8 protein-coding genes are annotated in these 10,884 nt (G+C 61.2%); 1 reads left to right on the forward strand and 7 read right to left on the reverse strand.

Annotated features, from left to right (window positions below; genetic code table 11):
* Positions 1 to 145 precede the first annotated feature (145 nt).
* From tsaA to rimO, 5 genes are all read right to left on the reverse strand, one after another.
* A complete protein-coding gene (gene tsaA / locus AAEZ09_RS21600) occupies positions 146 to 847 on the reverse strand; it encodes a tRNA (N6-threonylcarbamoyladenosine(37)-N6)-methyltransferase TrmO (protein ID WP_350600707.1) in 702 nt (233 codons plus the stop codon).
* Positions 848 to 993: 146 nt separating this feature from the next.
* Positions 994 to 1,464 (reverse strand): YehS family protein, encoded by a 471-nt coding sequence (locus tag AAEZ09_RS21605; protein ID WP_122837713.1) that lies wholly within the window; start codon positions 1,462 to 1,464, stop codon positions 994 to 996.
* Between the two features lie 74 nt (positions 1,465 to 1,538).
* Positions 1,539 to 2,249 carry an rRNA pseudouridine synthase gene (locus tag AAEZ09_RS21610; RefSeq protein WP_350600709.1) on the reverse strand — a complete coding sequence of 237 codons (711 nt, stop codon included), beginning with the start codon at positions 2,247 to 2,249 and terminating at the stop codon, positions 1,539 to 1,541.
* A 187-nt stretch (positions 2,250 to 2,436) separates the two neighbouring features.
* The gene (locus AAEZ09_RS21615; RefSeq protein ID WP_350600710.1) at positions 2,437 to 2,910 is read right to left on the reverse strand and encodes a GNAT family N-acetyltransferase; all 474 of its coding nucleotides are present in this window, start codon (positions 2,908 to 2,910) and stop codon (positions 2,437 to 2,439) included.
* Positions 2,911 to 3,019: 109 nt separating this feature from the next.
* Positions 3,020 to 4,357, reverse strand: coding sequence for a 30S ribosomal protein S12 methylthiotransferase RimO (rimO, locus tag AAEZ09_RS21620; RefSeq protein ID WP_350600711.1), 1,338 nt, complete (start codon positions 4,355 to 4,357; stop codon positions 3,020 to 3,022).
* 287 nt (positions 4,358 to 4,644) lie between these two features.
* Between rimO and AAEZ09_RS21625 the strand changes: the two genes are divergently transcribed.
* Entirely contained in the window at positions 4,645 to 6,546 is a 1,902-nt protein-coding gene (locus AAEZ09_RS21625) for a potassium transporter Kup (protein WP_350600713.1), read from the forward strand.
* An 87-nt stretch (positions 6,547 to 6,633) separates the two neighbouring features.
* On the opposite strand, the gene AAEZ09_RS21630 is transcribed toward AAEZ09_RS21625, so the two are convergent.
* Both AAEZ09_RS21630 and mprF read right to left on the reverse strand, forming a co-directional pair.
* Positions 6,634 to 7,929: a virulence factor family protein gene (locus AAEZ09_RS21630; RefSeq protein ID WP_350600714.1), complete on the reverse strand. Its 1,296-nt coding sequence runs from the start codon at positions 7,927 to 7,929 to the stop codon at positions 6,634 to 6,636.
* On the reverse strand, positions 7,929 to 10,571 hold the full coding sequence (gene mprF / locus AAEZ09_RS21635; RefSeq protein ID WP_045060757.1) for a bifunctional lysylphosphatidylglycerol flippase/synthetase MprF: 2,643 nt from the start codon (positions 10,569 to 10,571) through the stop codon (positions 7,929 to 7,931). The genes AAEZ09_RS21630 and mprF overlap by 1 nt, the downstream gene beginning before the upstream one ends.
* Positions 10,572 to 10,884 lie beyond the last annotated feature (313 nt).

Here is a 10,884-nt window from a genome sequence, read left to right on the forward strand (position 1 = left end):
TAAAATGCCCCCATAGCCTGCTCAGGCAATGGGGGCATTTTTATGTCCGACAATTTCAGGTAGGAGCTGCCGAAGGCTGCGATCTTTTGCTCTTGAAATTCGGGAAAGAAGATCAAGGTCAAAAGATCGCGGCCTTCGGCAGCTCCTACAAGTTGGATGCGGGTATGACTTCGAGCACGCGGATCACGCCCGCCTCGGGGTAATGCCAGCGCACATCCACATCCCAGAACTGCGCGCCATATTCCCTCTGTGGTGCAGGTTTCTGGTACGCCGGGCGCGGATCCTGTGCCAGACACTGTTCGATAAGCTCGACCAGGGGCTCCTCAAGCCGCTGAGCGTGGCCATGGGCCTGCTGCAGCGCCGAATCCACCCACTGCACGGCAATCAGAGGCGGCGCAGCGCTGGCGATGCTGTTGGAGGCCGTGTCGATGATGTCGGCGTAAGGCACGTAAGGTTTTATGTCGAGAATCGGCGTGCCATCGAGCAAATCGATGCCGGATATCCACAGGCGATCGGCTTCGACCTTGTCCAGCTTGACCACTGACTGGCCAATGCCATTGGGTCGATGCGTCGCGCGCGTGGCGAAAACCCCCATGGATTTGTTGCCGCCCAGACGAGGCGGGCGGACTTTCAGCCGTGGCTTGTCTTCCAGCGCCTGGTGGAACAGGAACAGCAGCCACACGTGGCTGACCTGCTCCAGGCCCTGCACGGCCTCACCCTGATCGAATGGCGCCACCAACTCCAATACGCCGCGTGCGGCAGGAGCCAGTTGCGGTTGGCGCGGGATCGCGAACTTCTCCTTGAAGCAGGAGCGCACGAAACCAATAGGGGAAACGCTGTAGGTCATGGGGTGGGGTCGAGGCGGGAATGGGTGGGCATGATAACCCGATCAACCGTTTAACCGGTGGCGCCAGGCAGTTCGTCATCGCCGGCAAGCCTTGCTCCCACAGAGCCTGTGGGAGCGGGCGAGCAAGTTTTGCTCCCGCCTTGCAATTATTGCGGGCGCACGCGCAGGGTCAGGCCCTTGAGGAAGTTGCGCAGCAACTGGTCGCCGCACGGGCGGTAGTTGGTGTGGCCGAACTTGCGGAACAGTGCGCTCAGCTCAGGCTTGGACACCGGGAACTCGGCAGCCTTGAGGATGGCGTGCATGTCGTCTTCTTTCAGTTCGAAGGCCACGCGCAGTTTCTTCAGGATGATGTTGTTGGTGACCGGCGTTTCGATCGGCTGTGGCGGACGGCTTTCGTCTTTACCGCGCTTGAAGATCACCAGGCCATCGAGGAAATGCGCCATGACTTCATCCGGGCAACGAACGAAGCCTTCTTCGTCTTCCTCTTTCTTGTCCAGATAAGTCAGCAGATCTTCCAGGCTCACGTCCATGCCGCCGAGCTTGATGATCTCGATGACTTTCTTGTCGCTGATGTCGAGCATGTAGCGCACGCTGCGCAGTACGTCGTTGTGGATCATGGTGTGCAGTCCTGATATTCAGCAGTGGGCGCCGCTCAAATCGCGGCGCCGAAATGTAGGGCGGCGTGAAAAGCCTAGAACTTCTCTTTGCCGGACAGGTAGCGCCATTGCCCCAATGGCACTTTGCCAATGGACACTCCGCCGATGCGGATGCGACGGATGGCAACGACCTTCAGGCCAACGGCCTGGCAGAACAGGGCGATCACGCCTGGTTGTGGATTTTTCATCGCAAACCGCAGGCGATTCTCGTTCTGCCAGCTGGCCTTCACCGGCGGCAGCTCCTTACCTTTGTAGGTCAGGCCGTGGTTGAGGCGGTTAAGGCCGTGAGCAACTATGTCGCCTTCAACCTCGACCACATACTCTTGCTCGATCTTGGCGGAGTCGGCCGTCAGCTTGCGCAGGATTTTCCAGTCCTGGGTGAACACCAGCAGGCCGCTGGCATTGGCCTGCAGGTCGGTGCTGGCGGTCAGGCGCAGGAAGTGGCCCTTGAGCGGGCGTTTGCTGAAGCGGTGTTCTTCGCTCAGGGTATCGGCGCTGATGGTGCCCATGGCCGTTTCCGCGTCCATGCCCGCCGGGACGTTGAACAGAATGGTCACCGGCTCCGGCGCAGTGGCCTTGGCTTCGGGGTCGAGCTCGACTTTCTGGGTGTCGACCTTGAATTGCGGCTCATCGATGACTTCACCGTCCACGGTGACCCAGCCGCCCTCGATGAACAGCTCAGCCTCCCGACGGGAGCAGCCGACGAGTTCGATGAGGCGTTTGGAGAGACGAATCGGGTCAGTCATGACAGGGCCGTAACAAAAAAGGGGTGGGCATTGTACCTGCTGGGCGCCGGTTAATCGCGGGTCCATTTCAATACGGTTCAATTTCCCTTGGGAGCTGGCTTGCCAGCGATTGCATCACCTCGGTCCATCTGACACATCGCAGCGCCTGCATCGCTGGCAAGCCAGCTCCCACAGGAATTTTATGGCGTCAGGCATGTTGTGAGCGTTGCTGGTCTTGGCGCAAGCGCATATGCAGTAACGGATAAGGCTGCCCCATCCCGTCATGCTCGGTGCGACCGACGACCTCGAAGCCCTGCTTGAAATAAAACCCCAGCGCCTGCGGGTTCTGTTCGTTGACGTCCAGTTCATAGGCGTTCAGGTGTTCCATGGCATAACGCAACAACTGCTTGCCCAGGCCCTGGCCGCGGTGAACCGGGTCGATGAAGAGCATTTCGATCTTGCCCCCAGCGACCCCGGCAAACCCGGTGATGCGCTGCTGGGCGTCCTTGGTGCAGATCAGCATGACTGCATCCAGGTAGCGGGTCAGCACCAGGCTCTTCAGCAGTTCGATGTAGCTTTGCGGCAGAAAGTCATGGGTGGCGCGCACCGAGTCTTCCCAGACCTTTGTGAGTTCTGTGTAGTCACTGAGTTTCGGTGTATGAATGACCGAATGATGGCGCATGGCCTGTTGCCTCTTGCGGAGTAAACGTAACGAATCCTTTCATCACAAACGATAGACGTAAAAAAGCCCCGCATCTCGTCACAAGAGCAGGGCTTTTACATCTTTCGCTTTAGATCTGTTCAGCCCACAGGTCGTATTCGTCGGCGTCGGTCACTTTGCACCAGACCTTGTCGCCCGGCTTCAGGTTGCTGCCGTTGTCGATGAATACGTTGCCGTCGATTTCCGGGGCATCGAAGAAACAGCGACCGACGGCGCCTTGCTCGTCGACTTCATCGACCAGTACTTCGATTTCGCGGCCGACGCGCATTTGCAGGCGAGCCGAGCTGATGGCTTGCTGATGCGCCATGAAGCGGTCCCAACGATCCTGCTTGATGTCGTCGGGCACGATCTCCAGGTCCATGTCGTTGGCCGGAGCGCCGTCGACCGGCGAGTACTGGAAGCAGCCAACGCGATCGAGCTGGGCTTCTGTCAGCCAGTTCAGCAGGTACTGGAAGTCTTCTTCGGTTTCGCCAGGGAAGCCGACGATGAAGGTCGAGCGGATGATCAGGTCCGGGCAGATCTCGCGCCAGTTCTTGATGCGCGCCAGGGTCTTGTCTTCGAAGGCCGGGCGTTTCATCGACTTCAGGACTTTCGGGCTGGCGTGCTGGAACGGGATGTCCAGGTACGGCAGGATTTTCCCGGCGGCCATCAGCGGAATCAGCTCGTCGACGTGCGGGTATGGGTAAACGTAGTGCAGGCGGACCCACACGCCCATGGAGCCGAGGGCTTCGCACAGTTCGGTCATGCGGGTCTTGACCGGGGCGCCGTTCCAGAAACCGGTGCGGTACTTCACGTCGACGCCGTAGGCGCTGGTGTCTTGCGAGATCACCAGCAGCTCCTTGACGCCGGCCTTGACCAGCCGCTGGGCTTCGTCGAGCACATCACCGATGGGACGGCTGACCAGCTTGCCGCGCATCGACGGGATGATGCAGAAGCTGCAGCTGTGATTGCAGCCTTCGGAAATCTTCAGGTAGGCGTAGTGGCGCGGGGTCAGTTTGATCCCTTGTGGCGGCACCAGGTCGATCAGCGGGTTGTGGTCCTGGCGCGGCGGCACGGCGTCGTGCACGGCGTTGACCACTTGTTCGTACTGCTGTGGACCGGTCACCGACAGCACGCTTGGGTGAATACTGCGAATGTTGCCTTCTTCGACGCCCATGCATCCGGTCACGATAACCTTGCCGTTTTCCTTGATGGCTTCGCCAATCACTTCCAGGGATTCGGCCTTGGCCGAGTCAATGAAGCCACAGGTGTTGACCACCACCACGTCGGCGTCCTGATAAGTGGACACCACGTCATAACCTTCCATGCGCAGCTGGGTAAGGATGCGCTCGGAGTCGACCAATGCTTTGGGGCAACCCAGGGATACGAAGCCAACTTTTGGATTGGTCGGCGCAGGAGTGGTGGACATGTCTAACCTCGGTATTTGTGACGACTGCGCCCGGTAGGGCGAGGCGGCTGACGGACGCTTTGTGGCGTCTCTGATCAAAAAGTGCGCAATTCTAGCGATGGGACGCGCGCTTGACCAGCTTTATGCAGGGAAATGCGACGAGTGCTGCGCTATGCTTCGCGCCTTGATGCTTTACCGATTACTTACAGTCAAGAAAACGTCTGTAACGTGAAGTAAAACAGCGCATGCTCAGGGCAGAGCATAGTGCTTCTTATCAGTAGTCCAGGTCTGAGTAGCAGGAGTTTTGGATGGGGCAGGCAAGTAGTCAGGCGGCGGGCGCCGAGCATTCGGCAGCAAAGCCGATCGGCATGCTGGTCGCGGCGGTCGGGGTGGTTTACGGCGATATCGGCACGAGTCCGCTGTACACCCTTAAAGAAGTGTTCTCCGGTGGCTATGGTGTGCCGGTCAACCACGACGGGGTGTTGGGCATCCTGGCGCTGATTTTCTGGTCGCTGATCTGGGTGGTCTCGATCAAATACATGATGTTCGTGCTGCGCGCCGACAACCAGGGCGAGGGCGGGATCATGGCGCTGACGGCCCTGGCCCGGCGCGCCGCAGCCGGGCATGCCAGGTTGCGCAGCCTGTTGGTGGTCTGTGGCCTGATCGGCGCGGCGCTGTTCTACGGCGACAGCATGATCACCCCGGCGATTTCCGTGCTGTCGGCGATCGAAGGCCTTGGGCTGGCTTTCGACGGCATCGACCACTGGGTGGTGCCGCTGTCATTGGTAGTGCTGGTGGGGTTGTTCCTGATTCAGCGGCACGGTACGGCGCGCATCGGCATTCTGTTCGGGCCGATCATGGTCACCTGGTTCCTGGTGCTCGGCGCCCTGGGTGTCCACGGCATCTTGCAGCACCCCGAAGTGCTGCAGGCAATGAACCCGGTGTGGGGCGTGCGCTTCTTTATCGTGCATCCGGGCATGGGCGTGGCGATCCTCGGTGCCGTGGTACTGGCCTTGACCGGTGCCGAAGCCTTGTACGCCGACATGGGGCATTTTGGTCGCAAGCCTATCGCCCGCGCCTGGTTCATCCTGGTGTTGCCGGCTTTGGTGCTGAACTACTTCGGCCAGGGTGCCTTGCTGCTTGGCGATCCTGAAGCCGCTCGCAACCCTTTCTATCTACTGGCGCCAAGCTGGGCGTTGATCCCGTTAGTGGGCTTGTCGACCCTGGCCACCGTAATCGCTTCCCAGGCAGTGATTTCCGGCGCGTTCTCCCTGACCCGCCAGGCGATCCAGCTGGGTTACATCCCGCGCATGCACATCCAGCACACCTCCAGCGCCGAACAGGGCCAGATCTACATCGGCGCTGTGAACTGGTCGTTGATGGTCGGCGTGATCCTGCTGGTGCTTGGCTTTGAGTCCTCTGGTGCGCTGGCCTCGGCGTATGGCGTGGCCGTAACCGGCACCATGTTGATGACGACCATTCTGGTGGCGGCGGTGATTCTGCTGTTGTGGAAATGGCCGCCGGTGCTCGCCGTGCCGCTGTTGTTTGGCTTCCTCCTGGTGGATGGCCTGTACTTCGCGGCCAACGTGCCGAAAATCGTCCAGGGCGGGGCGTTCCCGGTCATTGCCGGTATCGCCCTGTTCGTGCTGATGACCACCTGGAAGCGCGGCAAGCAGTTGCTGGTGGAGCGCTTGGACGAGGGCGGCCTGCCGCTGCCGATCTTTATCAGCAGCATCAGCGTGCAGCCACCGCACCGGGTCCAGGGCACGGCCGTGTTCCTGACGGCCCGCCCGGACGCCGTACCCCATGCGCTATTGCACAACCTGCTGCACAACCAGGTGCTGCATGAGCAAGTGGTGCTGCTGACCGTGGTCTACGAGGATATCCCGCGGGTGCCGCCGAGCAGACGCTTTGAGGTGGAGTCCCACGGTGAGGGGTTCTTCCGGGTCATCCTGCACTTTGGCTTCGTCGACGAGCCGGACGTGCCGCAAGCGCTGAAGCTGTGCCATCTCGATGACCTCGACTTCAGCCCGATGCGTACCACTTACTTCCTCAGCCGCGAGACGGTGATCGCCTCCAAACTCGAAGGCATGGCCCGCTGGCGCGAGGCGCTGTTCGCATTCATGTTGCAGAACGCCAATGGCAATTTGCGGTTTTTCAATCTGCCGTTGAATCGGGTGATTGAGTTGGGGACGCAGGTGGAGATGTAAGGGGCATACAAGAATACTGTGGGATTGGTGCAAATAAAAAAGCCCCCGCCACTGTGAAGTGGCGGGGGCTTTTTTGTGGGGGCTGGATTACTCCTCAGCCACCTTGTCCTTGCTCTGGCGCTTCTCGATCACGTCCACCAGCTGCTGAGCCAGTTTCGGATAGTTCTCGTCAAAGTGATGCCCGCCCGGCAATTTCAACGCCTCCCCCACGGCCGTCTTGTCGGTGCAGCCGCTTTCATCGGCCTCCTCTTCACCGTAGATGCAGACCACTTTCGGCGCTGGCAACTTAGCCATCTCCGGGCCCGTGGCGGCTTCCTTGCCGGCGTTGCCCAGCCACCCCTCGACTTCGATCTCGAAGCTACCGGTGCGGGCGAAGGCCAGCAGGATGATTGCGTCGACGCGTTGCTGCTCGGCGGGCTCCAGGCGGTTGTAGATCGCGGGCAGCACATCGGCGCCAAATGAGTAGCCGGTCAGGACGAAGCGCTTGGTGCCCCATTTCTGCCGGTAGTGCTGCATCAGCTCAGCCAGGTCCAGCGCGCTTTGCTCAGGGCTTTTGTGCTGCCAGTAGTAGCGCAGGGTGTCGATGCCGACCACCGGGTAACCGATTTTCGCCATTTCACCCGCTACGTCACGGTCCAGGTCTCGCCAGCCGCCGTCACCGGAGAGGAACAGGGTGACGGTGTCGTTGGCCTGGCCTGCCGGCACTTCGACGACCGGTATCTGCAAGCCGCCAGCGGCCTTGTCGCCGCCGACCAGGATCTTGCGCAGCTCGTTGTTCAGGACCTGCGGCAGGTTGATGTCGTAGTCGCTGATGCTGGTTTCGGCATTCGGCTGGTCACGTACGAAGCCGGCGCTGGTGTCGTCCGGGTTATCGTTCCAGGCTGCCAGCCAGCGACCGTGCGCTGCGCTTTTTGGCAGCAGGTGGGTGCAGCCGGGTTTTTCCAGGGCCAGGTCCACGGAGACGGCCTGCGCCTTGTCGTCTTTCTGTTCGGACAACCAGCGCCAGGCCAGCACCGCGCCGGGACCGATGCCGCTGACCAGCGTTGCCGGACCGTGGAGCTCGCGCAGGCCCGATTGCAACGCGCGGCTTTGCAGCAGGCAGTCTTTAGGCAGGATCACCTGGACGATCTGCGCCGAGCCGGTACGGCTCAGGGTCAGCAATTGCTTGTCACTGAGCTTTTGGTCCTCATTCACTGCGACCAGCACATGGGCGCGGGGCGAGGTGCCGGGAGTGACCCGGGTCATCGCCGTGCCGTCGGCTGGCTTGAACGATTCGAGGGTCGGTTCCGGGGCCGGGCGCTTGAGGTACCAGTAACCGCCACCGAGAATCAGGGCCAGCACTACCAGTGTGGCCAGTACATACCGCAGGGAGCGTTGAATCATCAGCGTTTCACCAATCCAGTCAAGCCGCCCGCAATCAGGGCGGCAGTGTCGGCCAGGGCTACCAGCGGATCGAGTCCGGCGGGCACGGCCATATAACGGGGTTCCCAGTCAGGCTGGAACTTGTCTTTGAAGCGGCGCAAGCCTTGGAAGTTGTAGAGCTGCTCACCACGGCGGAAAACCATCGAGCCCAGGCGCTGGGTCAATGGTGCGCCGCGACGGGGTTGCAGCCCCGACAGCGGCACCATGCCCAGGCTGAAGCGCGCGTATCCGTGACTCTTATAATGTTGAATCAGGCCGACCATCATGAATTCCATGGTCAGCTTTGGCGCTTCCGGGTGCGCTCGCATCAGGTCGAGGCTGGCCAGGTCGTGGCCGAATGTCTCGAGCAGATTGGCGAATGCCACCGGGCGGCCTTCGAAGCGGATCACCGCGATGCGGAAATGCTTGAGGTAGTCCTCGCTGAAACGGCCGAGGGAGAAGCCTTTTTCGCGAACGTTCTTGCCGGTCAGCCAGGCATCGGAGATCACCTTGAGCTCATCCATCGGCGCCTGTCCCGGTTCGAAGATCTCCAGCGACAGTCCGTCGCGGGTGCCACGGTTCCAGGTGTAGCGCAGGTCCTTCATCTCCTTGCCCTTGGCTTCCAGGTCGAAGTGCTGCAGATCGACCCGGGCTTCCTCGCCCAGCTTGATCGCGGTCAGGCCGATGTCCATGTAGTACGGCAGGTTTTCGGCGCGTACCTGATAGAACACAGGGCGGGCGTGGTGAATGTCGCACAGGTCGCGGAACTGCCAGATCATTTCGGCCCGTTGCTGGGCCGGTCCGATAGGGTCGTACAAGGCCACCAGGCTGCGGCCACGGCGGGCGTACATCAAGAAAGCCTGCTCGTCGGGGTGGAACAGCAGCGCCTTGTCACCCGTCAGGGCGAGGCCACCGTCCGGTTGAGCGGAAGCCATGAGGATCTTTACCGCCCGGTCCAGCTCGTCAGGCGTCGGCAGGTGGATCACCGGGCGTGCGGTGCGCAGCAGCCAGGTCAGCGACACCACCACCAGCAGTACGGCGGCGCCGAGTAGCGAGCGCAGGCCCCGGGGAGCGTCAGCGTCAAGGGTGAACTGCCACCAGAGTTGATGGCTGTAAGGCACATCCTGGTAGGCAAACAGCAGCAGCCAGATGGATGCACCCAGCACGCACAGGCTCGACACCAGATACAGCGGCGAGAACGGCAGCTCGGTCAGGCGGCTCGGCCGATAGAACGAACGACGGAATACGCCAAGCAGGCTGGCGGTCAGGGTCAACAGGCAGGCTTCTTCCCAGTCAAAGCCCTTGAGCAGGGAGAGCAGGGCGCCTACGAGCAACAGAATGGTGGTCAGCATCCAGGCGGCCGACAGGCGCCGCCGCAGGCCCTGGGCGAGCAGCAGGCAGAGCACGCCGATCAGGCTGGCGCCGAAGTGCGAAGCGTCGACCAGGCGATGGGGGATCAGAAAGCCGATGTGCTCCAGGCGGGTGTCGATTTCCGGCGTCACACCGGAAAACAGCAGCACCACGCCGGACAGGAACACCAGCACCGCCAGGATCGGCGCAGCCAGGCCGGAGGCTGCGCGCAGGGACTGACGGGATTGAAACAGGCGCTGTCCTTCGTTGATCAGCAGGAACACGCAAGCGACCAGCAATGGCAACACCACATAAATCAGCCGATACAGCAGCAGTGCGGCCGCCAGCGGTGCAGCGCCAAGCTTGTCGGCGAAGGCGGCCAGCAGGATTGCTTCGAATACGCCGACCCCGCCGGGCACATGGCTGAGCACCCCGGCAGCCAGCGCCAGCAGGTAGACCAACAGGAAGGCGCCGAAGGGCGGCGCTTCTGGCAACAGCAGGTACAGCACGGTAGCGGCCGCGGCGACATCCAGTGCGGTGATGATCAATTGCAGGAACGTCAGGCGCCGCCCCGGCAGACGCAAGGTGCGGCGCCCGGCCTTGACCAGCAGGTTGTCCGCATAAGGTTGTTCCGGCAGGCGGCGGCGGTAAATGCCGATGGCCAGGACGCTGAACAGTAGCAACACTGCCACGGACACCGCGCCCAGCCAAATCTCGGACAAGCCCAGGGCAGTCGCGGCAGCGGGCAGGTCGCTGAGGGTTGCCAGGGCCGCAAGGGGCGGCAGGGCGCAGCCCAGCGAGAGGCTGGCGAACAGGGTCATGCGCGCCACTTCCGTGGCACCCAGGCCATGCCGTGCATATAGACGGTAGCGCACCGAGCCGCCAGAGAGCATCGATAGGCCGATGGCATTGCCGATCGCAAATGCGGTGAAGCCACCCAGGGCGAGAATTCGCGGTGCCAGCGTCACGCCGGCATAACGGCTGGCCGACCATTCGTAGCCCAACAGAATGATAAAGCCGACCACCGTCGCCGCCAGTGCACCCAGCAAGGCAGGTTTTGGTACCTGGAGAATCGAGTCGTGCAGAGCGTCCAGATCCAGTTCGCTCAACAGATGACGACAGGCAATCAGCGCGATGGCGAACAGCAACAAGGTCACTGCCAGGCCGATTGGCTGGCGGTACTTGCTGATCAGGTCCAGCAGGCGCAAACGCCCGGGCTTGATCGGTTGTGTCGCTGTGACGGAGTCTTGTGGATCAGACGAATTGGCGCGCATCAATCACCTCTTGGATTGTGCGCGACAGGATGGGGGTATCCAGCCAAGTTACCAATCCCTGTAGAAAAAAATAATCACAAATATTAACGCCACTCACCCTCAACAGGTGAAGGCACGCCATGGGCCGGTGCGGTAAACGCCTCGGACCAGCATAGACCTAACTCAAGGCTGGAGTGAAACCAATCGGCCCGTCACAAGGTGACAGATCATTGTTGCGAAAGGACTTTTTCGACAGACACAAAAAAGGCCACTCTTTCGAGTAGCCTTTTTTGATGTTTGGTTGCGGGAGCCGGATTTGAACCGACGACCTTCG

This window comes from Pseudomonas sp. 65/3-MNA-CIBAN-0223, from assembly GCF_040310425.1.
Lineage (GTDB): Bacteria > Pseudomonadota > Gammaproteobacteria > Pseudomonadales > Pseudomonadaceae > Aquipseudomonas > Aquipseudomonas gregormendelii.

What these genes read in the sequence shown, in the direction of transcription:
- rimO (WP_350600711.1), bottom strand. Translation starts at nt 4,357, where the DNA reads ATGTCCACCACTCCTGCGCCGACCAATCCAAAAGTTGGCTTCGTATCC.
- AAEZ09_RS21630 (WP_350600714.1), bottom strand. Translation starts at nt 7,929, where the DNA reads ATGATTCAACGCTCCCTGCGGTATGTACTGGCCACACTGGTAGTGCTG.
- AAEZ09_RS21615 (WP_350600710.1), bottom strand. Translation starts at nt 2,910, where the DNA reads ATGCGCCATCATTCGGTCATTCATACACCGAAACTCAGTGACTACACA.
- AAEZ09_RS21610 (WP_350600709.1), bottom strand. Translation starts at nt 2,249, where the DNA reads ATGACTGACCCGATTCGTCTCTCCAAACGCCTCATCGAACTCGTCGGC.
- tsaA (WP_350600707.1), bottom strand. Translation starts at nt 847, where the DNA reads ATGACCTACAGCGTTTCCCCTATTGGTTTCGTGCGCTCCTGCTTCAAG.
- mprF (WP_045060757.1), bottom strand. Translation starts at nt 10,571, where the DNA reads ATGCGCGCCAATTCGTCTGATCCACAAGACTCCGTCACAGCGACACAA.
- AAEZ09_RS21605 (WP_122837713.1), bottom strand. Translation starts at nt 1,464, where the DNA reads ATGATCCACAACGACGTACTGCGCAGCGTGCGCTACATGCTCGACATC.
- AAEZ09_RS21625 (WP_350600713.1), top strand. Translation starts at nt 4,645, where the DNA reads ATGGGGCAGGCAAGTAGTCAGGCGGCGGGCGCCGAGCATTCGGCAGCA.